This is a genomic window from Kosakonia quasisacchari (assembly GCF_004331415.1).
Taxonomy (GTDB): domain Bacteria; phylum Pseudomonadota; class Gammaproteobacteria; order Enterobacterales; family Enterobacteriaceae; genus Kosakonia; species Kosakonia quasisacchari.
The window spans coordinates 119,828-142,597 of sequence record NZ_SJOP01000003.1; the positions used below are offsets into that span (position 1 = coordinate 119,828).

Consider the following 22,770-nt stretch of genomic DNA (forward strand, 5'->3'; position numbering starts at 1 on the left):
CAGTATGGGTCGTTCCGGACCTGGAATGGCGCTTCATTGAGGATGTCTGTAGTTATGAAAAACATGAAAATCAGCCTGGCCTGGCAGATTCTGCTAGCCCTTGTGCTGGGTATTCTTTTGGGTAGTTATCTGCACTACCACAGCGACAGCCGCGAATGGCTGATCGCGAATCTCCTGTCTCCGGCGGGCGATATCTTTATCCATTTGATCAAAATGATTGTCGTGCCAATTGTTATCTCAACACTGATTGTCGGCATTGCAGGCGTTGGCGACGCGAAACAGCTTGGCCGTATCGGCGCGAAGACCATCATCTATTTCGAAGTGATCACTACGGTGGCGATTATTCTCGGCATCACGCTGGCGAATGTGTTCCAGCCGGGCGCGGGAATTGATATGTCGCAGCTGGCGACAGTGGATATTTCGAAATACCAAAGCACCACCGCGGATGTGCAAAGCCACGCCCACGGCCTGATGGGGACGATTTTATCGTTGGTGCCGACCAATATCATCGCGTCAATGGCGAAGGGCGATATGCTGCCGATCATCTTCTTCTCGGTGCTGTTTGGCCTGGGGCTCTCTTCCCTGCCTGCATCGCACCGCGAACCGCTGGTCACCGTGTTCCGTTCTATTTCCGAAACCATGTTTAAAGTCACCCATATGGTGATGCGCTATGCACCGGTCGGCGTGTTTGCGTTGATCTCGGTAACGGTGGCGAACTTTGGTTTTGCCTCGCTGTGGCCGCTGGCAAAGCTGGTTATCCTGGTCTATTTCGCCATTCTGTTCTTTGCGCTGGTGGTGCTGGGGATTGTGGCGCGGGTGTGCGGCCTGAGCATCTGGATTTTGATCCGCATCCTGAAAGATGAGCTGATTCTGGCGTACTCCACCGCCAGCTCGGAAAGCGTGCTGCCGCGTATTATCGAGAAGATGGAAGCCTATGGCGCACCGGCGTCGATCACCAGCTTTGTGGTGCCGACCGGTTACTCCTTTAACCTTGATGGTTCGACGCTGTATCAGAGCATTGCGGCAATCTTTATTGCGCAGCTGTATGGCATTGACCTGTCGCTGTGGCAGGAAATCATCCTGGTGCTGACGCTGATGGTCACCTCGAAAGGTATTGCCGGTGTGCCGGGCGTTTCCTTTGTGGTGCTGCTGGCAACGCTGGGTAGCGTGGGAATTCCGCTGGAAGGTTTGGCGTTTATCGCCGGAGTGGACCGTATCCTCGATATGGCGCGTACTGCGCTGAACGTGGTGGGTAATGCGCTAGCGGTGCTGGTGATCGCCAAGTGGGAACACAAATTTGACCGCAAAAAAGCGCGTGCTTACGAGCGCGAGATGTTGGGCAAATTTGATAAAACAGCCGATCAGTAACCTTCTCAATCCCTCCTCTACGGAGGGATTTTTACATCAGGCGGGCTTGCCCGCCTTGCCTGTCAAATGACGTCGTTCACTAATTAATGCTCTGATCGAACATCACCGTCACGCCGCCGCGATACGTATCCGGCCGGGTGCTGAGCATGGCTTCAACATCGCGTTGGGGAACCAGAAAGTCGATACTGCCTTTTTGATCCTGGCCATAGGATTTGGTGGTGAAGATATTCTGCGACGGGTCTTTCCCGACGTTCAGGTGCCGCTGAACAACTGTCGCCCCGGTGGCATTATCGACGATATTCGCCGGCAGGTTGAGCGACGCTCTGAACGGCACCAGTTGCCCGGTGTTATCGCTTTTTAAAGCGCAATCCTGGCCCACTTGCCCATCAGCACAGGCAAGGTAAACGGTGAAATTGCCGGTGCTGGTGATGCCGAAATTACTGCGTCCTGTGAGCTGTGGTGTGACGCGGCTGACCATCCAGCGCTCCCAGTTTGCTTCGCCTTGATCCGGCGTACAGACCTGACCGGATTTACACGGTTGCAGTGCTACCTGTCGGTCGTCTGCGGTGGTGGTGATTTTGAACTCATTCTTCACGGTCAGGCGAAAATCAATATCAATGCTGGAATCGCTGGCGACATAGGCGTCTCCAAAATCAATATCCCCGCCGGGAGCCACGGACAAATGCAGTGTCCCGGTATAATCACCTGACACTAATAGTTGCGGGCTGGCGTTGGTTATTTCGTAGATAATGCTCAGGTCATCTAGTAGATAAGGTTCATTTTCAAGATCCCTTGTTGCAATCTTATAGCAAGCCGCATCACTGACGGGCCATTTCCACATAAATTCAAAGGATCGGGGAAGACTCAGGCCGAGCCCGGACGAGGTGCAAGGGCTGGGCGCAGTCGCAAACGATCCGTCCACCCATGAGTCATCATGGTTACCGGGAGTCCAGTTCCAGTCAAAATGCGTATTATAGGTCGCTGCTAAACCTGCAACCCTAAAATGAACCGTGGTTATTTTTCCCTCAGTGTTGACGACTCTCACACTATTCCCGACAGCCGGTAATTTTAAGTAAAAACCATCTCGTGGGGCTGCGTTTGTCAGGATCCACGCCTTCATCAACGATGCTGTTAAATTGAGTGAGATACTGAACGTTTTACCATCGGTACACAGATAAGCATGATTGATACAAAGCCCACTCTGTGGTGTGGTGTTAACAAAGGTGTTTCCGGATGCGGAGTTGTATTCCTGGCTAATACTGAGCCTTTCGCCGTAGGTGTGAAAACTCACAATAAACAGAAGAATAGAGGAAATAATACTGAATAATCTGGTGACGCGGCTCATTGCTGTCTCACTTAATTTTTTATTACCACCCTGCGCTGTGACCCAAAATAGTAAATGAAAATAGCGGTGGAAAATAATTGCGTTAAATCTTGCATATATAGCGTGGAGGGTAACATTTAGGATGTGAATAATAATAGGGCGATTACCCAGCAATACTGTCGCTTTTTATAATGAACAGTCACAGAGAAATAATTTTTCATGACGATTAACAGTGAGTTATTGCCTTTCTGGCTTTCGTCTTTTCCCCATTGAGCGTTATCTGAAACGTTTTTTTCGCCGGAAACGTCGCTGGGTTAGCCGGGTAAATAGAGTATTGAACAAAAGTGCATGTATATACGGAAGGGATGTGGTGAGAATCGGTGAAAGCGGGCGAACAGTGAGCTTTTCAATCCCTCCTTCACGGAGGGATTTTTATATCAGACTCGCCGCTAATTGATGTTCTGGTCAAAAATCACCGTTGCGCCGCCGCGATAGGTATCCGGCCGGGTGCTGAGCATGGTGTCGACATCATGCTGCGCGACCAGAAAGTCGATACTGCCTTTTTGATTCTGCGCATAAGATTTGGTGGTAAAGAGATCCTTCGCAGGATCTTTGCCAATGTGTAAGCGCCGCTGAACGATTGCCGCTCCGGTGGTGCTATCCACAATATTCGCGGGCAGGTTGATAAAGGCACTGAACGGCACCTGCTGCGCGGTGTTATCACTTTCTAGCGCACAGTCCTGGCCAATCTGGTTATTCATGCAGGCAAGGTAAACGGTGAAATCCCCGGAACTGGTGATGCCGAAATTGCTTCGCCCCGTGAGCTGCGGTGTGACGCGGCTGACCCTCCAGCGCTCCCAGTTTGCCTCCCCCTCTTTTGCAGAACATACCTGGCCCGGTTTGCAGGGTTGTAGCGCCACCATCCGGTCTTCTGCGGAGGTGGTGATTTTAAACTCATGATTCACGGACAAGAGGAAGTTAATATCAAGGATGGAATCGCTGGGGACAAAACGATCGCCAAAATCCATATCCCCGCCGGGGCCGATGGTGAAATGCAATGTCCCCTTATAGTCACCGGGCGCCAGCTGAAATGGGTCAGGTGTTCGCAATTCATAAACAATGCTCATATCGCGTATCAGATAAGGTTCATAGTGCAGATCCGCAACCGGGGTTTTATAGCAAGCCACATTGTTTTCTGGCCATTTCCACATAAATGTATAATTTCTTGCTAAAGGCGAGCCGACCCCGGAAGAGATGCACGGGCCTGGCGCATTGATAAATGCACCGCCAACCCAGGAATCAGCGTGTTGGGTCGTTGTCCAGTCAAAATGAGTGGAATAGGTGGCGGCGAGCCCGGCAAATCTAAAATGGACAAATACACTTTTGTGTTCGGCATTCGTCACTTTCACACTCCGCAATGCTCCCGGCATTTTATAGTACATAGCATCCTGAGGCGCGCCATACGCCAGGATCCAATCCTGCATTAATGATGCTGTGAGGGCGAGCGATATACTGAACGTTTTATTGCCGCTGCATTGCTGCGAATATTCTATACAAAGTCCGCCTTGCGGCGTGGTGTTGATAAAGTCGTTTCCCGAGGATGGCGAGAATTTCGAGCTTATATTGAGCGTTTCGCTATAAGCATAAAAGCTCAGCGTAAATAAAAAAAGAAATGAAATGATGCTGAATAACCTGGTGATACGACGCATTGTTGCCTCACTTTTATTATTTGTGACTTCCATGTTTGTACGTTTAATTATTTATATAACGAATGGTATTCTGTGGTGAAAGGTGGATTTTGACTAGGTTTCTTAGGTATATCAAGAAAATAATATTAGCGCTGTGCTGATTAATAACGAAATAAACTGCTTATGATGCCGTTATTTATGGTGAATGACGGCTATTTTTTAAGGAGAGACGTAATGTTTATTTTTCTTTTAGAGAACGTCTATTTCTGTTTCTGCCAATTGAAATGGGACTAAAAACGCGTTATCGGCGAAGCATTCTGCTTTTGACAATACACAACAAAAAATACCGACTGAAAACGGTGAGCTTCGGCGCACGGTTTTCCTGCCAGCGGTATTGATTAACGACGGGGAACGTCAATAACGAACAGCCAATCCTGCTTTTATATTTGCGGGCCACGTTCGGTGAGCCGTTCGGCAGCGATCCCGGCGGCCAGAGCGTGGCGACAGTGCGCTATGCGATGGTACAAACACGCTCGACAATCTCCTGTGTGCCTTGAGATGAAAACGTTTCACGACTGGCTGGCGCAGGCGGTAATGGCGAACCAACGGCACATCACTCATCATCAATGTTATGAATACCCAGGCTGCGCTGCAAAAATGCTTTCCCGGCAGGGGTGATGGTCAAAATACGTGCTTCATTGGTTTTGAGGATAAAACGCTTGTTGAGCAGTGCACTAAAGAGCTGTGCGCCGAGCTCTCCCGAAAGGTGGTAACTCTGTTCGCTCCAGTCCATGCAGGGGATCACCAGCGCCCGGCGCGAGTGGCTAAGTGCGTTAACATCAATGCCTAAGTGTGTGCTGAACCACGTATCGCCAACGGTGCTAATGGCAAGGTTTCCTTCTGCGGTCTCGAGCACTTTTTGCTGGCAAAGGTGCTCGTAGATTGCCACGCCGACATGCCCGGCAATATGGTCATAGCAGGTTCTGGCATAACACATTTTTTTGAACCCGCTGGGTTTTAGCCGTTCCTGAAAATTGTTATCAGCATAGGTGGCGACCATCATCGATTCTATCGCCTGGGCAATCAGCGAGTTATAAAGCCGGTAATACCGGTTGCGGCCAATTTTATCGAAGGCAACGACGCGGCAATGAATGAGTTTCGCCAGATGATTACTCGTCGATTGAGGAGAAAGCCCGGCGGTTATGGCTAATTGCGATGCGGTGAGGCGGCTATTATCCATTAACGCGCAGAGCATTCGTGCCCGGCTCGCATCTGCTAACAAACAAGCCAACCGACTAAAATTAGGAAGTTGTTCTGTCATTACGTTCATAGTTCATTAAAGAATTAAACATTTATGTGTTTGTTCGTAAAGAATACCGCAATTCAGAACAGACAAGGCAGTCATAATGTTCTTACAACGACCTTTATATAAGGACTCCCTCCTCTTTTTCAGATTTTTTGCTTTAATTTTATGGCTTCTATTGACGGTTTATATTACTGGCTTTGTTAGTATTGCTGAGAATTATATTTTAAGTCTCGCCATGATGGTCGGCGCGTTTGTCGGCAGTGCCACACCCGTGGGCGGTGGCGTGGTTGCGTTTCCGGTACTGACCTTTATCAAGCAGATCCCGGCGAAAGAGGCCGCTGTTTTTTGCCTGGCAATGCAATCGTTTGGCATGACGGCGTCTTCTTTAGCGATATTTACCCGCAAGATACCGGTGGATAAATTCCTGATAACCTGGTGTGTAATAACCAGCTTTTTAGGTTATTTGCTGGCGCTGCTTTATATTCCCAATCCCTTTTCATCCGCAGGGTTAAAAGTTTTTTTCTCCTCTTTCTGGCTTGCCTTTGGCGCGGCGATTTTTCTTGTCAGAAGAAAGCAAAACATTCCGCAGACTGTTGAAATTGCCCACGCGAGCGGCTGGCGATTACTACTATTTATCGCTATTTGCTTCGCGGGTGGGATTGTGACGTCGTGGATTGGTAATGGTATTGATGTGGTCTTTTTTTGCGTTTTGATTTTAATGTTTTCCCGCACTGAATCCGTGGCAACACCTTCCGCGGTCGTTGTTATGGCGTTGATATCTCTCTTTGCGACAGCGTTGAATATCAGTGCCGGTAACGTGAGTATGCAGACATTAAAATACCTTAGTGCAACGATTCCGGTTGTTATTATTTTTGCACCTTTGGGTATTCTTTTTTCTATTCGGCATGGAGATGTATTTATCAGAAAGCTTCTTCTGGCGCTGGTCATTATTCAATATTTTTTTACCTCCGTGGCTTTTTTTAAACAACTGGATTACGTCCTTCTCTCTATGTTCGTTATTGTTCTTTCATTCATTTTATTGTTTGCCATTGGCTGTATTGATAAAAGGAAAGCGGCGTGACCACGAGAAATATGAACTTTCTAATAAAAGTCGTTATTGCGACCCTCTGTATGGGGTCTTCTTTTCCAACTGGGAAATACTTAATCTCTTATGAAAATATGCCGCCGTTTTTAATGGGTGGTTGGCGGTTTATGGCGGCCGGGATTTTTATGCTGTTAATTCCGATTTTTACCCGTGGTGTTCAGGCCATCATCCCGACCAGTGAGGGTTCAGTCGCAAAGGGGTTACTTTTAACCGCTGTCGTCGGTGCGTTGCAGACGACAGGGACAATGGGCTTCCTCAACCTGGCGCTGGAGAGCGTTACCTCATCCATGTCTTCTATTATTCTATTTACCAACCCGCTGTGGCTCGCGGTATTAGCGCATTATCTGCTGCACGATAAATTAAATAAGCGAAAAATAATCTCACTTATCATCGGCGTCGCGGGGGTAATTGTTTGCCTGGGGCTTGAGAGTGTTAAAGGCGGAACCGGTTTATTTTATGCGTTTTTAGGATCGATATGTTGGGCGATATGCACCGTCGTGAGTAAGCGATTTGTTTTTGACAAAGATAGCTGGGTATTTACCGGGTGGCAGCTTTTTCTCGGTGCGCTGTTTATGTTGATCATCGCCTGGATAAGACATGAAAAATATGACATCGGCGATTTACAAACCTGGGGTTGGGTGTGGTTTATTTGGCTTATTTTACCGGCCAGCGTCGGTTCGTTCGGCTTGTGGTTTTCAGCGCTACGGCAAGGAGGCGCCACGCTTGCCAGCGGTTTTCTATTTCTGGTTCCTCTCTTTTCAACGATCTTTTCTATTTTCACATTGCATGATGGTCTCTCCATTCAGCTTATTATCGGCGGATGCCTGATTGTCCTTTCACTCTTTCTTCTTAATCGGGAGTATTAACATGGAAGTGGGTAACAGTATTTCGATATCAACCGGGAAACAATGGTCTTTTGATAATGATGTCGCCAGCCATTTTGATGAACATGTGCAAATGTCGGTGCCGGTTTATCAAGAGGGACATGAACTTATTGGTTTCTTAAGTGATTTTTTTATTAAAGAGGGCTCAGTGTTTTATGAAATAGGTTGCTCCACCGGTGCACTGATCCATAAAATTTATACCCGGCATAGCCAAAAAACGGAGACACGGTTTATTGGCGTTGAGCCGGTTCAGAATATGATCGCACAGGCGAAAAAAAGAACCGGCAGTTTACCCATTGAATATGTACATAACACGATTGAAAATATCGATATGGAAACGTGCGACTTTATTGCCTCTTATTACTGCTTGCAATTTATTCCGCTGACTAAACGTATAATGGCTTATGAGAAATTATACGACGCATTGATTCCAGGAGGCGCGCTGATTCTTTTTGAAAAAGAGGTTATTGACGACTCAAAAATAAATGAAATGATCGAATCTTGTTATCTTAAGTTCAAACTGTCACGAGGATTTTCGGTTGATGAGATTATCGCTAAGAAATTTAGCCTCGAAGGAATGATGCGGCCTTGCACCGAGCGAGAGAACAGAAAAATCCTTGCTGAAGTCGGGTTTAAACAAATTGCCACGATCATGAAATACGGTGAATTCCATGGATATCTTTGCATCAAATAAGCGCAGTCAACAAAATAAAAGTAAATGGGAAGAGTTACATAAAAAATCGGCGGATGAACGTGTGCGCACTACACCCAGTTACGCCATAAAACGGATCTACGAAAGTCTGGAATATATACAAACTCGCTCTACAACCGTCAATACGCTTGAAATTGGCTGCGGATTTGGTCGCAACCTTCATTACCTTATTACACATGGTTTCTCTGATAATTATGTCGGGATTGATCAGACCGAAATCGCTATTCAGAAAGCAACGGAGCTGCTTAGCGATTATCAACAGAAAGGCATTGTGCAAATTATTAAGGCCAACGCGGCGGGCGATTTACCCTTTCCAAATGCTCACTTCGACTGCATTTTCGATATTATGTCCGCCATCACCTTTATCCCCGATGAAGCGGTCCGTGTGGCTTATTTCAACAATGTAGTCAGGCTCCTGAAACCGGGCGGCGCTTATTTCTTTCTTGCTGTCAGTAACCAGGCGGTGTTTAACGATAAAGTCGTTGATTCAACGCTGGATGAGCCGGGCCTGTTCAAACGTAAATTCGACAACATGATTGAAAAAGCCTATTCGGAGGATGAGCTGAAATGCTATCTGGCGGGGTTGTCTGTTTGCTGTCTGGATGTTGTTTCCGAGCATACTCGCGCTTTTGGCGATGAAAAGTTCGAACGAGAAAATGGTTTCTGGTTTGGCTGTTTTACCAAAGAAAGCTAAAAACGCGGGGTGAGTGAACACCCCGCGCTAACCGCTTAACCCATTGCGCTTTCGCGCAGGTGAGTCTTCAGTTTGCTGTACTCATCTATCACATACTGCTCGGCGGCGCGCTGATCGGCGATCGGCTCCACACGCACGGCGCAGTACTTGTACTCCGGCGTTTTGGTTATCGGACTGAGGTTTTCCGTCACCAGCTCGTTACAGGCACCAATCCACCACTGGTAGGTCATATACACCGCGCCTTTATTAGGACGCTCGCTGACCTGCGCACGCGTGATAATTTTGCCTTTGCGCGAGTTCACCCACACCAGCGCTTCATCTTCAATGCCCAGCCTTGCGGCGTCGGCCGTGTTGATTTGCGCATAACCCGGTTCATCCGCCAGCGCAGCGAGCGCGGCACAGTTACCGGTCATTGAACGGCAGGAGTAGTGACCGACTTCACGCACGGTAGACAGTACCATCGGATACTCCTCGTTGAGTTTATCCATTGGCGCGACCCAGTCGCAGGTGAAGAACTTTGCCAGCCCATTCGGCGTGTCGAATTTTTCTTTAAACAGATACGACGTGCCTTGATCGGCATCCGACGTGTCACGACACGGCCACTGAATGTAGCCCAGCTCACCCATTTTTTCGTAGGTGGCGCCGTAGAAGTCCGGGCACAGATTACGCAACTCATCCCAGATTTCCTGCGTGTTGTTGTAATGCATCGGATAACCCATCCGGGTGGCAATTTCGCTGATAATTTGCCAGTCCGTTTTCAGATCCCACTTCGGTTCCACCGCTTTAAAGAAGCGCTGGAAGCCGCGATCCGCTGCGGTATAAACACCTTCGTGTTCACCCCAGGAAGTCGAAGGTAGGATGACGTCCGCCGCGGCTGCGGTTTTGGTCATGAAAATGTCCTGCACAATCACCAGCTCAAGCCCTTCGAACGCCTTACGTACCGCTGAAAGCTCGGCATCTGTCTGAAGTGGATCTTCGCCCATGATGTAAGCGGCGCGGACTTCGCCGTGCTCAACGCGGTGCGGCAGCTCGCTAATGCGATAACCGGTATGCGCAGGCAGGCTTTCGACACCCCAGGCTTTGGCGAATTTCTCGCGATGCGCATCTTCTTTCACATACTGGTAACCAGGGTAGGTATCCGGCAGCGCACCCATATCGCAGGCACCCTGTACGTTGTTCTGACCACGCACCGGGTTCACGCCAACGTGTGCTTTGCCGAGGTTGCCCGTCAGCATCGCGAGGCTGGTCAGCGAACGCACGGTTTCCACACCCTGGTAGAACTGGGTCACGCCCATGCCCCACAGAATGGCGGCGGTTTTCGCACCGGCATACATCCGGGCAGCCTGGCGGATCTCCTGCGCCGTGACGCCTGTGATCTCCTCGACCGATTCCGGCGTATAGCCTTCTACGATTTTCCGGTACTCTTCAAACCCTTCGGTACGATTGGCGACAAACGTCTGGTCGTACAGATTTTCCTCAATAATGACATGTCCCATTGCGTTGAGCAGGGCGATATTCGACCCGTTTTTCAATGCAACATGCATATCAGCAATGCGCGCCGTTTCGATTTTGCGCGGATCGCAGACGATGATTTTCGCCCCGTTTTGTTTCGCGCGAATCACATGATTAGCGACGATCGGGTGAGAATCCGCCGGGTTGTAACCAAAGATAAACACTAAATCTGTGTTATCAATTTCATTAATGGCATTACTCATCGCGCCATTACCGACCGACTGGTGCAGACCTGCAACCGATGGGCCGTGTCAGACGCGAGCGCAGCAGTCGACGTTATTAGTACCAATAACGGCGCGCGCGAATTTTTGCATTATGTAGTTGGTTTCATTACCCGTACCGCGGGAAGAGCCGGTGGTCTGGATCGCGTCCGGACCATACTTCTCTTTGATGTCGCTCAGACGACCGGCGACATAATCGAGCGCTTCATCCCAGGATACCGACTCCAGTTTGCCGCCGCGCTGGCGGCGGATCATCGGGGTTTTCAGGCGGGGCGTCAGAATCTGGGTATCGTTAATAAAATCCCAGCCGTAGTAGCCTTTCAGGCAGAGAGTGCCCTGATTGGTCTTGCCCTGCGCTGCCTCCGCCCGAACGATTTTGCCGTTATCGACCACCAGGTGAATCTTGCAACCTGAGGCGCAATACGGGCAAACCGTGACGACTTTTTTCATCACTTTCGCTCCAGTTAAGAATATCGCCCCCGATTATGCATCTTCTATGCCACAGTGTTGCTGGGGGTATTCACTGATATTACGGCGGATATTTGGTCAAAATACTGACGAAACGCAGGTCATCGTCAAAAGTGACGTGTCGAAAGGCGAGGGGGATGTGACCCCGGTTAAAAATCCGGCATTTATTCGCTGCATTTATCAATCGCAGCCAACAGAATGAGCCAGAATGAGCAAACGAAGCCTGGCGGAAGCGGACAATGAAACCTGCGATTCTGGTTGTGGATGACGATACGGCGGTGTGTTCACTGCTGGAAGATGTGCTCAATGAGCACGTCTTTACGGTCTATGCCTGCCATAACGGGCGCGATGCGGTAAACCTCTGCGCGCAGCATGCGGATATCGCGCTGGTGCTGTTAGATATGATGTTGCCAGATATCAACGGATTGCAGGTATTACAGCAGTTGCAAAAACTTCGCCCGTCGCTGCCGGTGGTGATGTTGACCGGGCTTGGCAGCGAATCAGATGTGGTGGTCGGGCTGGAAATGGGTGCCGATGATTACATTGGCAAGCCGTTCAACGCGCGCGTGCTGGTGGCGCGCGTCAAAGCCGTATTGCGGCGTACCGGCGTGCTGGCGGCGGAAGTGACCGCAATAAAAACGCCGGGGTTTGTCTTTAACGGCTGGCATCTCGATCCCGAACGTTGCGAGCTGTTTAACCCGCAGCAGCAGAGTGTTGGCCTTACACAGGGGGAATACAGCTTATTGCTGGCGCTGGTGCAAAATGCGCGGCGGGTACTGAATCGCGAACAGTTGCTCGAGTTGACGCACAGCGAAAGCGTGGATGTGTTTGACCGCACCATTGACGTGTTGATTATGCGCCTGCGCCGCAAAATCGAAATCAATCCCCACCAGCCCGCGTTGATCAAAACCTTGCGCGGGCTTGGCTACGTGTTTGCCGCAGACGTTTCTCACGGCGATAAAGCCGCTTGAGCCTCAGCATTCCTGTAATAACGCGTCCAGCGTTTTCGCGCCGTCAATGGCGTTGGCGCACAGCAGGCTGGCGCGGGCGCAGGCATGCGCGAGCAGGATGCTTTTTTGCAGCGGCCAGCTTTCGTGGCAACCATATAAAAACCCGGCGCAAAAGGCGTCTCCCGCCCCCACGCTGCCAATAATTTCGGCCTGGCTCAACATCCGCGAAGGCACCCAACTGCCCGCTTCGCCGGGCGCTTCGCCCCAGGCACCTTCCGGGCAGTGAATCACTACTCGCTGTTTTACGCCCGCCGCCAGCAGTTTTGCTGCTGCGAGGGCGATATTGTCGATATGTGGCCCGTCGTCGGCAGTGCGCATCGGTAGTCCGCTGAATTCGCCCGCTTCCAGTTCGTTGATCACCAGGTAGTCGAGATGCGGCAAGCAGGGCAGCACCAGCGGTTGATAACGCGGATCGCCCTTGCGCGACACTAAATCCAGCGACGTTTCAAAACCCTGTTCGCGCATTTGCGCCAGCAGGCGTGCGCTGCGGGTGCCAAATTCATCATCTGCTTTATCAAGGCTATCGAGCAGCAGCAAATAACCGAGATGGAAAATCTTCAGGCTGCCATTCAGCCCGTCAAAGGCCGACAAATCCAGCAGACGGTTCGCACCCGGCGAGTGGAAAAAGGTGCGCTGACCGGAAGGATCGGTCATCACCTGTGACATGGATGTTGGTGCAGAAGTCGTGCGCTGCACATGCTGGCGGTTGACGTGGTACTGCTCCAGCATCGCCAGAACATAGTCGCCGTCGCTGTCTTCTCCCACCAACCCAACTGCCTGCAACGGTAAACCAACGTGCATTTTTGCCAGCGTCAGCAACACATTCAGCGGCGCACCGCCGGTGGAGCGTTCGCTGTGGGTGATTTCCGCCAGCCAGCCGCGCTCCGGCCACTGCACAATTTGGTGGACATGATCGACCAGCATATTTCCGGCGGCGATAACCCCTTTACGTTCCATCATAGTTGCCCCGCACTGCCAAAGATACGCATCTGCCCGGCGACGGTATCGGTAATGGCTTCTTCAACACTGAGCAATAGCTGTGCGAACTCATCGTACAGCGGCTGGCGGTTGCCCATGCGCTGCTCAATGGCGCCCAGCGCGGCTTGCGACATGCCGGTGTAGAAATTGATTTTATGAATGCCGAGCGAGATAGCACGGCGGAAATCCTCATCGCTAATGCCGGAGCCGCCATGCAGCACCAGCGGTAGGCCGGTTTGCTGGCGAATGGCGTCAAGGCGTTCAAAATCGAGTTTCGGTTCGCCTTTGTACTTGCCGTGTGCGTTACCGATGGCGACCGCCAGCGTATCGATGCCGGTGCGATCCACAAAATCACGTGCCAGCGCCGGATCGGTGAAACAGGCTTCATCAGCGTGGCCATATAATGCACCGCCTTCATCGCCGCCCACCGCGCCCAGCTCGGCTTCAACGGAAACGCCCACCGCGTGGCACATCTTCACCACTTCCCGCGTCTGGCGAATATTCTCTTCGTATTCCAGCGTGGAGCCATCAAACATCACCGAGCTAAAGCCGAGCCGCAAGGCACGCACCACGGACTCAAAGTGCAAGCCGTGGTCGAGATTTAATACCACCGGGATCTCACTGCGGGCGGCTTCGAATTTCACCGCTTCAACCAACGAATCCAGCGAGATGTACTTAAAATGCACTTCGGCGATATTGATGATAAAGGGCGATCGTTCCTGTTTCGCGGCGGCGAACAGGGCGCGTAAAAAGTGGGAGTCGAGCACGTTGAACGCGCCTAAAGCGTAGTGATGCTCGCGGGCGTGCGCCAGGCCTTCGGCAAGAGAAATCAGCGACATAGCAATCTCCTTTAGCTTAGAAACAGAGGATACTCGTTACACAACACCAGCAGCGCCGGTTCGTCTTCCAGAACGTTGTTGTAGCGATCCATGGTGTGCAGGAAGTGGTTGTCATGTTCGTCATCGTTAACCGATGAAACCTCCCCGACCAGCACATCGCCAAAGCCTGGCTCGCCCCAGAAGCTGTGATACAGCCCCGGTGGCAGGCAAATACTTTCCCCTGGTGAGAGGCGCAGCTGGCTGCCCGCCGCGTGTGTCTGAATGCAGCCATCAATGACCACGGTAACGTCGGTATTCAGCGTCTCGTCATTCGCCCCGGCGTTCCACAGTTCAATAATTAAATTGCCGCCGCCGCGATTAATGATGTCCTCGCGCTTGCGCCAGTGAAAATGCATCGGTGTCACCTGTGCGTCGCGCACATGCATGATCTTTTCCGCATAGCATTTTTCATAGGGCGCGCCGTTGGGCGAGCCGTTACGCAGCGTAAATAGCGTCAGTCCCTGGGCGTAGAAGTTCTCACTGCCGAAGGCGGTGACATCCCAGCCTAACTTCAGATCAAACACTTCGCGCCAGGCCTCTCTGTCCAGCTGTTTCCATTTGGCTGGCGGAAAGCTGGCAAAAGGAGGCAGATGCACATCGTGCATCGAGAAGAACTGCCGCGTATGGCCGAGAATCTCATTAATGGCGGAGCGTTTCATGGTATCCCCTGTGTTGGCACTCCCTCTCCCTTGCGGGAGAGGGATAAACCGTTATTTCACCGTCCAGCCTTTGTAGCTCCCGACATTCTGTTTATCGATCATGGTCACCGGGATCAGCACCGGCGCTTTTGGCGCCGCTTTGCCTTGCAGGATGTCATAACCAATTTCCACCGCACGGGCGGCCATCACTTGCGGATCCTGCGCCGGGGTGGCGACAAACAGCGAGTTCTTGCGTTTCAGCGCCTCTTCACCGTCCGGGCTGCCATCGACGCCAACAATAAAGAACTCTTTACGTTGTGCCTGTTTGGCGGCCAGATCGGCACCGATCGCCGTCGGATCGTTAATCGCAAATACCCCGTCGATTTTCGGGTTAGCGGCCAGTAATGAAGTCATCACTTCCAGCCCGCCTTCGCGGCTGCCTTTGGCGTTTTGGTTATCGGAAAGCACCTTGATGTCCGGGTGGCGTTTAAACTCGGTCTGGCAACCTTCAACACGGTTCTGCACGGCGGAAACCGGTGGCCCGTTGATGATCACCACGTTGCCTTTGCCTTTCAGACGATCGGTGATGTATTTACATGCCATTTCGCCTGCCTGGGTGTTATCGGAGGTGATGGTGGCGTCAGCGCCTTCCGCCGCCACGTCAACCGCTACGACGACGATCCCGGCGTCTTTCGCCCGCTTCACCGCCGGACCGATGCCTTTTGAATCTGCGGCGTTGAGGATGATCATGTCGACTTTGGCGGCGATAAAGTTATCGATCTGCGCCACTTGCTGACCCAGGTCGTAGCCGCTGGAAACCAGCGTCACTTTGACCTTATCGCCCGCCAGTTTGCGCGCTTCCAGCTCCGCCCCCTTCGTGATTTGCACGAAGAAGGGGTTCGCCAGATCGCCCACCGTGACGCCGATGGACTTCAGTTCTTTGGCCTGCGCGAACGGGGCGCTGGCCAGCAGAGCACCCGCGCAGAGCGCAGTGACAAGAGGTTTAAGACGCATGCTGTAATCCTCGCTTATGTTGCTGTTTTGTAGGGTATTGTTATGCTGCCTGATGATGCCGGGTACGGTATTTGTCAATCAGCACCGCTATGATGATCACCGCCCCTTTGATCACCAATTGCCAGAAGTAGGAGACGCCCATCAGCGTCATCCCGTTGTTTAAGGTGGCGATAATCAGCGCCCCCACCAGCGTGCCGGTGATGGTGCCAATCCCGCCGACAAAGCTGGTGCCACCGAGAATCACTGCCGCGATGGCGTCCAGCTCATAGCCCATGCCGAGGTTGCCGTTGGCGCTGTACAATCGCGAGGCGCTCATCACCCCGCCAAGACCGGAGAGCAACCCGCTCATGCCGTAGACGAACAGTAAAACCAGCCACACTTTGATGCCGGTCAGGCGTGCGGCCTGCATATTGCCGCCGACCGCGTAAATATGAACGCCAAGCGTGGTGCGGCGCAGAATGAACCAGCACACCGCGATCACCGCGAGTGCGATCACCACCAGCCACGGCACCGGGCCGAGGTAGTTATTGCCGATCCATTCAAAACTGATGTCGGAGTTAATCACCGTGGTGCCATCGGCCAGCAGGTAGGCCGCACCGCGCAGCGCGGTATAAGTGCCGAGTGTGACAATAAACGGCGGTAACCCGGCAAACGCGACCAGCACACCGTTAAATAACCCCAGCACCAGGCCAAGCATTAGCGCCGCCGGAACCGACAGCATGGAGAGCTCCGGCATTAACGACACCACCATTGCCGCCACCGCCGTGGTGCCCAGGATCGAACCGACAGAGAGGTCGATGCCGCCGGTCAGAATGATGAAGGTCATCCCCGCCGCCAGCACGATGTTGATCGACGCCTGGCGGGTAATGTTCAGCAAATTGCTTTCGGTAAAGAAGTTCGGCGTGATAAAGCCAAACACGGCGACAATGAGGATCAAAATCGGCAAGATGCCGACCGTTTGCATCAGATCGCCCATCAACATTTTTTTGGCGGAGGCCGATTTGGCGACCTCGGTGGCTGTATTTTCTTTGGAATCAGTCATGGTGTACCGCCGGGTGTAGGGATTCGTTAACGCCGGTCGCCAGCGTCATTATGTTTTCCTGGGTGATGTCGCCGTTGAGTAACTCTCCGGCAATGTCGCCTTCGCGCATGACATACACGCGATCGCTCATGCCGACCACTTCCGGTAACTCACTGGAGATCATCAGGATCGCCACGCCTTTGCGCGCCATCTGGTTCATGATCCTGTAGATCTCACTTTTTGCGCCGACATCGACACCGCGCGTTGGCTCATCGAGGATCAAAATGCGTGGGCCGATGGCGACCCAGCGCGAGATCAGCAGCTTTTGCTGGTTGCCGCCGGAGAGCCCGCCCGCCCGGACTTGCGCGTGCGGTACGCGGATGTTGAGCAGCTTGATGGCATCATCGGAGATCGACTGCGCTTTCTTGCGATCGAGCATTCCCCAGGCAGCATCGCGCTCAAGCGTCGCCATGGTGATGTTCTCCTGCGCCGCCAGTTCGAGAAACAGCCCTTGTTCTTTGCGGTTTTCGGTCAAAAAACCAATGCCCAAATCAATGGCAGCGCGCGGGGAGTGGATCACCACCGGTTCGCCATCGACTTCGATCATGCCGCCGGTGGCTTTGCGCACGCCGAAGATGAGCTGCGCCAGTTCCGATCGTCCTGCGCCAACCAGCCCGGCAAGGCCGACGATCTCCCCGGCGCGGACATGCAAACTGACCGGCCGGATCTTTTCGTTATCAGTCAGGTTGTGAATGTTCAACCGTGGGTTGCCGAGCGGAATGTCTCGCTCTTTGTTAAACAGATCGCTGAGCGGCCGCCCGACCATCATACGAACCAGTTCGGAGGCGTTGAGTTGGTCGCGGGTCAGGCTGCCGACGTATTGCCCGTCGCGCAGTACGCTGACGCGATCGGAAAGCTCATACACTTCCGCCATGCGGTGGCTGATATAAATAATCGCCATGCCTTGATCGCGCAGGCGCAGGATCAGTTCGAACAGGCGGTGAGTTTCACGCGAGGAGAGGGCGGCGGTGGGTTCATCCATCACCAGGATGCGGCTGTTGCGATGCAATGCGCGGGCGATCTCCACCTGCTGTTGCTCGGCGATGGTTAACGTCATCACCCGGTCGGTGGCTTTAAAATTTGCGCCAAGGCGATCGATCACCGCCTGCGCTTGTGCCGCCATCTCTTTGCGCTGTACCAGGCCGCCGCGGGCGATTTCGCTACCGAGAAAAATGTTTTCGGCGACGGTAAGATTGGGCGCGAGCTGCATCTCCTGGTAAATCAAAGTGATGCCCGCCGCCAGCGCGTCTTTCGGGCCTTTTATCGTATAGGGCTGGCTGTCAATCAGGATCTCGCCGCTGGTGGCGCTGTAAGCCCCGGCAAGGATTTTCATTAACGTACTTTTGCCCGCGCCGTTTTCCCCCATCAGCGCGTGGATCTCGCCGGGCCAGACCGTCAGGTCCACCCCTTTGAGCGCGTAAAACTTGCCAAACGCTTTGGCAATGTTGCGCATCTCCAGAACGGGCGTTGTGCTCATGTCAGGCTCCTCGGAAGGACGATATCCGCACTTCATCACACGTTCGTAAATGCACAATGTCAGAAGCTGTTCATATTTGTCATAGTGACGCCACGCAACCGCGTTGAGCCTCTTGTGGAGCCACTATGCCGTATCGCGCGAATTCGTTTTTTTCCAGCGCCCGTGGACGGCTGCTGTTTTTCAATGTGTTAGTGGTGGCGGTGACCTTAATGGTGTGCGGCGTGGCGGTGTTCGGCTTTCGTCATGCCAGCCAGATTCAGGAACAGGTGCAGCAGCAGACACTGGACGATATGACCGGCAGCATGAACCTGGCGCGCGATACCGCCAATGTCGCCACGGCGGCGGTGCGTTTGTCGCAGGTGGTGGGGGCGCTGGAGTACAAAGGCGAAGCTGAGCGGCTGAAAGCGATGCAAAGTGCGCTGCAACACTCGCTTAACCAACTGGCGAATGCGCCACTGGCGAAGCTGGAACCGCAACTGGTGGCGCAGATTACCCGGCGCAGCCATGAGCTACAGCAAAGCGTCACCGAAATGCTGCAACGCGGGCAGCGCCGTCACCTGGAGCGCAACGCGCTGCTCAGCTCGCTCTACCAAAGCCAAAGCTACCTGCGTCATTTACAGGAGATAAATACGCGGGAAGGGGGAAATATCCCCGACAGTCGCCTGCTGGAAGAGATGGACCGGCTCATCGTTGCCGCCATTCAAACACCTTCTCCGCGCCCAACCATCAAGCAGCTGTCTGAGGTGATGGCAGAACTCCCGTTGCAAAGCACCAGCCCGGTAGTGGCGTTTATCCTGCCTGATTTCAGCGCCGAGTTGCGCAAACTGGAGCCGCTGTCGCTGCAACTGGAAGAGAGCGATCTGGCGATCAGCTGGTCGATGTTTCATATCAAAGCGCTGGTGGCGCTGCTCAACAGCGACATTAACCAGTACGTCTCTGAAGTGGCGAAAGCCTCTGAACTGCGCACCGCGCAGAGCCACCGGGAGATGCGATCCATCATTGCGTTTATCAGCATTTTCGCGCTGTTGGCGCTGGTGATCACCGGCTTTGCCGGGTGGTATATCTACCGTAACCTGGGGTCTAATTTAACCGCGATTTCGCGTGCGATGTCGCGGCTGGCGCACGGTGAACAGGACGTTTCCGTGCCAGGTTTGCAGCGGCGTGACGAGCTGGGCGAACTGGCGCGCGCGTTTAACGTCTTTGCCCGTAACACCGCCTCGCTGGAGCACACCTCAAAGCTGCTGAAAGAGAAAAGCACGCAACTGGAAACCACTTTTCACGCCATGCGCGATGGCTTTGCCCTGTTTGATAACCAAGGTTGCCTGGTAGTGTGGAACCCGCAATATCCGCTGCTGCTGGGATTAACCGCCGACGCGCTTCAGCGGGGCCAGCATTACCAGCGTTTACTGCATCAGGTGAGTGATTTACCCGGCCATGTGCAGGAGAATCTCGCCCGCCCGCTGCCAAAACCGCAGGAGTTGCGGCTGGCGGATGACCGCACCATTGAGCTGCGCTTCAGCCCGGTGCCGGGGCGCGGAATGGTCAACGTGGTACTGGACCGAACCGAGCGTAAAGGGCTGGAAGCCGAATTGTTGCACAGCCAGAAGATGAAAGCGGTCGGGCAGCTAACCGGCGGCCTGGCGCATGATTTTAATAATTTGCTGGCGGTGATCATCGGCAGCCTTGAACTGGTCGCACCCGGTTCGCCGGATGCGCCACGTATCACGCGGGCGCTGAAAGCCGCCGAGCGCGGGGCGTTACTCACGCAGCGCTTGCTGGCGTTTTCGCGTAAACAGTCGTTGCATCCGCACGCGGTTGAGATGCAACCGTTGCTGGAAAACCTTGGTGAGCTGATGCGCCATTCCCTGCCCGCCACATTGACGCTGGAGATCGAGGCGCAGAACCCGGCGTGGCCGGCGTGGATCGATGTCGGTCAACTGGAAAACGCCATCATCAATTTGGTGATGAACGCCCGCGATGCCATGGAAGGACAAAGCGGCGTTATCAAAGTGCGCACTTGGAACCAGCGCGTGACCCGCAGCGACGGACGCAAGCAGGATATGGTGGCGCTGGAAGTGGTGGATCACGGCTGCGGGATGTCGCAAGAGGTCAAAGCGCAGGTGTTTGAACCGTTCTTCACCACCAAGCAGACCGGCAGCGGTAGCGGGTTAGGGCTGTCGATGGTTTACGGCTTTGTCCGCCAGTCCGGCGGGCGGGTAGAGATTGAAAGCGCGCCAGGGCAAGGCACCACGGTGCGTTTGCAATTGCCGCGCGCGGCAGTGCAGGTGGTCAATCACCCCGAGCCAGATTTGGCGCAAGTGCGCGATACCCGCGACACGCTGATTCTGGTGCTGGAAGATGAAGCGGATGTGCGCCAGACGCTATGTGAACAGCTGCATGAGCTGGGGTATTTAACGCTGGAGGCCGAAAGCGGCGAGCAGGCGCTGCAACTGCTGAGCGCGTCGCCGGAGATTGGCGCGCTGATTAGCGACCTGATGTTGCCCGGTACGTTAAGCGGTGCGGAAGTGATTAACCTTGCGCGTCAGCACTACCCGCAACTGCCATTGTTGCTAATAAGCGGCCAGGATCTGCGCCCGGCGCATAACCCTGCTTTGCCGGATGTCGAGTTGCTGCGTAAACCGTTTACCCGCCTACAGCTCGCCCAGGCATTGCGGCGCATTGCGGCGTAGTGGATTTGAGATTCCTCCGCTACTCGGCGCATGAGTGGTTGAATTAACGTAAGCCTCGTCCCTATTTGAGGCTGGCCTTTATGAAACGTTACGCGAACGCGCTGGTGCTCGGCGCTCTCTTACTCAGTGGTCAGGTTGCCCACGCGGATATGATTGATGATGCGATTGGTAATATCCAGCGGGCGATTGGCGAAGCGTATAACCCGGATAGCCGCGATGACAGGCGCGATGACGACTATCAGAACCGCGACCAGCGCAGGCAGTATGACGACCGTTATCAGCAGCTTGAGGACCGGCGCCGTCAATTGGATGACCGCCAGCGCCAGCTCGATCGCGAGCGGCGCCAGCTGGAGGATGAGCAGCGCAGGCTGGAAGACGATGACTATCGCTAACGCGGCTACGCAGGGATGCGTAAGCCCAGACGCAGCGGAACAACATCTTCCAGCAGTGCGACCAGTTGCGGGTCCATAAAGTGATAGTGATCGGGAATATCCAGCACATAAACCGGTTTATGCTGCACCAGGCGACTGAAGTCTTCCAGAATCCGGCTTTTGTGATGCTCTTCCATGACGCAGATAACATCCGCCCAGGAGAGAATGGCGGGGGAGACGGTTTTTCTCGCCTGGCGCTGCGTGCCAGCGGAACGGGCATTTAGCCCCGGGTAGCGGCGAAAAACCTGCTCAGCTGTGGGGCTGCGCCATTGGTTTCGGCTACAAATAAAAAGCACATTCATGGCAAGCTCAATACTCTGTCAAAGCCGCGATGTGCTAATAACTACCAGGTCACACGCGGGTAAGTAAGACCCCGTTGCGTTATGCGCAACAACTTTTTTGCTTCGAGTCTGTACGCTTAATCCCTCAAACGACCTCTTTACAGGCTGCGTCTGCTTATTCCGCTTCCACCGGAAAAGATGCGACGAATATATCCATATTGTGCGGTCTAATCCAGCACAATCCGCATGCCATCATACCCTGCTTCAATTCCCGTCGGCAGCGGGTTTTTCATCATCCATTGATCAAAGACATGACTGATATGCGTTAGGATAACTCTTGGGCAGCCAATCACCTCATTCAGGGCGATAACCGTGTTCAAATCGCAGTGATTTTTCGGCGTTTGCGCACGCGGTTCATAAGAACAATCTATCACCACGACTTGCGGATGATTATTGAGCAAAAATTTCAGCGTCTTGTCCGGCAACCCGCCGGTATCCGACAGCCACGCCACCCGGCTGTGCGCCGATTCGAACAAATAGCCAAAGGTGAGTTTCGAATGGTTCAGCGGCAGCGGTGTCACCTGTAAACCTTGCAAATCAAACACCACAAACGGTTCAACGGTATGGCTGAAATCGAGCAGGCCGGGGTGCTTAAACAGATCGTCGCAGCCTTGTTCATCCGGCGGGCCATAGACCGGGATTTTATCGCCCACGCCCCAGCGCAATGGGAACAGCCCCTGCACATGATCCATGTGATAGTGGGTAAGCAGGAATTGCTGAATGTGACCGGCGGGGAAGTTATCCATCAGATCGGGAATACCGGCGTCGAGCAGCGTCACCGCGTCGTTAAATTTGACTACTGCGCTGCAGGGCCTGCGGCGATAGGCTTCGTTTTGACGGGCGCGGAGGCAGGCTTTGCAGTCGCAACCAAAAACTGGCACTAGCTGCGCACCGCCGGTGCCGGTGAGGGTAATTGTCAGGCTCATAGCGCCTCGCTTTCACGGTGGAGT

The 22,770-nt window shown here is 53.2% G+C and carries 20 protein-coding genes; 8 read left to right on the forward strand and 12 right to left on the reverse strand.

Annotated elements, in window-relative coordinates; genetic code table 11:
* Window positions 1-54 precede the first annotated feature (54 nt).
* Entirely contained in the window at window positions 55-1,368 is a 1,314-nt protein-coding gene (gltP, locus tag E0L21_RS04335) for a glutamate/aspartate:proton symporter GltP (protein WP_017459491.1), read from the forward strand.
* A 79-nt stretch (window positions 1,369-1,447) separates the two neighbouring features.
* Here the strand turns inward: gltP and E0L21_RS25180 are convergent, their stop codons facing one another.
* The 3 genes from E0L21_RS25180 to E0L21_RS04350 all read right to left on the reverse strand — a co-directional run bounded on the left by E0L21_RS25180 (window position 1,448) and on the right by E0L21_RS04350 (window position 5,701).
* Window positions 1,448-2,713 carry a hypothetical protein gene (locus E0L21_RS25180; RefSeq protein WP_235855196.1) on the reverse strand — a complete coding sequence of 422 codons (1,266 nt, stop codon included), beginning with the start codon at window positions 2,711-2,713 and terminating at the stop codon, window positions 1,448-1,450.
* Window positions 2,714-3,141: 428 nt separating this feature from the next.
* Window positions 3,142-4,134 carry a hypothetical protein gene (locus tag E0L21_RS04345; RefSeq protein WP_235855197.1) on the reverse strand — a complete coding sequence of 331 codons (993 nt, stop codon included), beginning with the start codon at window positions 4,132-4,134 and terminating at the stop codon, window positions 3,142-3,144.
* 859 nt (window positions 4,135-4,993) lie between these two features.
* A complete protein-coding gene (locus E0L21_RS04350; protein ID WP_235855198.1) occupies window positions 4,994-5,701 on the reverse strand; it encodes an ArsR/SmtB family transcription factor in 708 nt (235 codons plus the stop codon).
* Window positions 5,702-5,786: 85 nt separating this feature from the next.
* On the opposite strand from E0L21_RS04350, the gene E0L21_RS04355 reads away from it, so the two are divergent.
* The 4 genes from E0L21_RS04355 to E0L21_RS04370 are packed head-to-tail and all read left to right on the forward strand — an operon-like array spanning window position 5,787 to window position 9,081.
* Window positions 5,787-6,767, forward strand: a complete 981-nt coding sequence (locus tag E0L21_RS04355; protein WP_235855199.1) for a sulfite exporter TauE/SafE family protein — start codon at window positions 5,787-5,789, stop codon at window positions 6,765-6,767.
* Window positions 6,764-7,657 carry a DMT family transporter gene (locus E0L21_RS04360; protein ID WP_235855200.1) on the forward strand — a complete coding sequence of 298 codons (894 nt, stop codon included), beginning with the start codon at window positions 6,764-6,766 and terminating at the stop codon, window positions 7,655-7,657. Before E0L21_RS04355 ends, E0L21_RS04360 begins: the two co-directional genes overlap by 4 nt.
* Window position 7,658: 1 nt before the next feature.
* Window positions 7,659-8,369 carry a methyltransferase domain-containing protein gene (locus E0L21_RS04365; RefSeq protein WP_131407104.1) on the forward strand — a complete coding sequence of 237 codons (711 nt, stop codon included), beginning with the start codon at window positions 7,659-7,661 and terminating at the stop codon, window positions 8,367-8,369.
* On the forward strand, window positions 8,347-9,081 hold the full coding sequence (locus E0L21_RS04370) for a class I SAM-dependent methyltransferase (RefSeq protein WP_131407106.1): 735 nt from the start codon (window positions 8,347-8,349) through the stop codon (window positions 9,079-9,081). The genes E0L21_RS04365 and E0L21_RS04370 overlap by 23 nt, the downstream gene beginning before the upstream one ends.
* A 35-nt stretch (window positions 9,082-9,116) precedes the next feature.
* On the opposite strand, the gene fdhF is transcribed toward E0L21_RS04370, so the two are convergent.
* The gene (gene fdhF, locus E0L21_RS04375) at window positions 9,117-11,264 is read right to left on the reverse strand and encodes a formate dehydrogenase subunit alpha (protein WP_131407108.1); all 2,148 of its coding nucleotides are present in this window, start codon (window positions 11,262-11,264) and stop codon (window positions 9,117-9,119) included.
* A 257-nt stretch (window positions 11,265-11,521) separates the two neighbouring features.
* Here fdhF and E0L21_RS04385 point away from each other — a divergent pair, with 257 nt between their 5' ends.
* A complete protein-coding gene (locus E0L21_RS04385; RefSeq protein ID WP_131407112.1) occupies window positions 11,522-12,253 on the forward strand; it encodes a response regulator in 732 nt (243 codons plus the stop codon).
* Between the two features lie 3 nt (window positions 12,254-12,256).
* On the opposite strand, the gene E0L21_RS04390 is transcribed toward E0L21_RS04385, so the two are convergent.
* Genes E0L21_RS04390 through E0L21_RS04415 form a run of 6 tightly spaced genes read right to left on the reverse strand, consistent with a single transcriptional unit; the run spans window position 12,257 to window position 18,358 of the window.
* The gene (locus E0L21_RS04390; protein ID WP_131407447.1) at window positions 12,257-13,249 is read right to left on the reverse strand and encodes a carbohydrate kinase family protein; all 993 of its coding nucleotides are present in this window, start codon (window positions 13,247-13,249) and stop codon (window positions 12,257-12,259) included.
* Complete coding sequence (locus tag E0L21_RS04395; protein ID WP_131407113.1) at window positions 13,249-14,109, reverse strand: ketose 1,6-bisphosphate aldolase; 861 nt, start codon at window positions 14,107-14,109, stop codon at window positions 13,249-13,251. Before E0L21_RS04395 ends, E0L21_RS04390 begins: the two co-directional genes overlap by 1 nt.
* An 11-nt stretch (window positions 14,110-14,120) precedes the next feature.
* Complete coding sequence (locus tag E0L21_RS04400) at window positions 14,121-14,807, reverse strand: D-lyxose/D-mannose isomerase (RefSeq protein WP_131407114.1); 687 nt, start codon at window positions 14,805-14,807, stop codon at window positions 14,121-14,123.
* Between the two features lie 51 nt (window positions 14,808-14,858).
* Window positions 14,859-15,800, reverse strand: coding sequence for an ABC transporter substrate-binding protein (locus E0L21_RS04405; RefSeq protein WP_131407116.1), 942 nt, complete (start codon window positions 15,798-15,800; stop codon window positions 14,859-14,861).
* 40 nt (window positions 15,801-15,840) lie between these two features.
* Window positions 15,841-16,842 (reverse strand): ABC transporter permease subunit, encoded by a 1,002-nt coding sequence (locus tag E0L21_RS04410; RefSeq protein ID WP_131407119.1) that lies wholly within the window; start codon window positions 16,840-16,842, stop codon window positions 15,841-15,843.
* A complete protein-coding gene (locus E0L21_RS04415) occupies window positions 16,835-18,358 on the reverse strand; it encodes a sugar ABC transporter ATP-binding protein (RefSeq protein ID WP_131407122.1) in 1,524 nt (507 codons plus the stop codon). The genes E0L21_RS04410 and E0L21_RS04415 overlap by 8 nt, the downstream gene beginning before the upstream one ends.
* 125 nt (window positions 18,359-18,483) lie before the next feature.
* Here E0L21_RS04415 and E0L21_RS04420 point away from each other — a divergent pair, with 125 nt between their 5' ends.
* A complete protein-coding gene (locus E0L21_RS04420) occupies window positions 18,484-21,048 on the forward strand; it encodes an ATP-binding protein (protein ID WP_131407124.1) in 2,565 nt (854 codons plus the stop codon).
* Between the two features lie 80 nt (window positions 21,049-21,128).
* Window positions 21,129-21,440, forward strand: a complete 312-nt coding sequence (gene yjdP, locus E0L21_RS04425; protein ID WP_131407127.1) for a DDRRRQL repeat protein YjdP — start codon at window positions 21,129-21,131, stop codon at window positions 21,438-21,440.
* 5 nt (window positions 21,441-21,445) lie between these two features.
* On the opposite strand, the gene E0L21_RS04430 is transcribed toward yjdP, so the two are convergent.
* Both E0L21_RS04430 and phnP read right to left on the reverse strand, forming a co-directional pair.
* The gene (locus tag E0L21_RS04430) at window positions 21,446-21,781 is read right to left on the reverse strand and encodes a low molecular weight protein tyrosine phosphatase family protein (RefSeq protein WP_131407129.1); all 336 of its coding nucleotides are present in this window, start codon (window positions 21,779-21,781) and stop codon (window positions 21,446-21,448) included.
* A gap of 206 nt (window positions 21,782-21,987) precedes the next feature.
* Window positions 21,988-22,746 (reverse strand): phosphonate metabolism protein PhnP, encoded by a 759-nt coding sequence (gene phnP, locus E0L21_RS04435; protein WP_131407132.1) that lies wholly within the window; start codon window positions 22,744-22,746, stop codon window positions 21,988-21,990.
* Window positions 22,747-22,770: the final 24 nt, after the last annotated feature.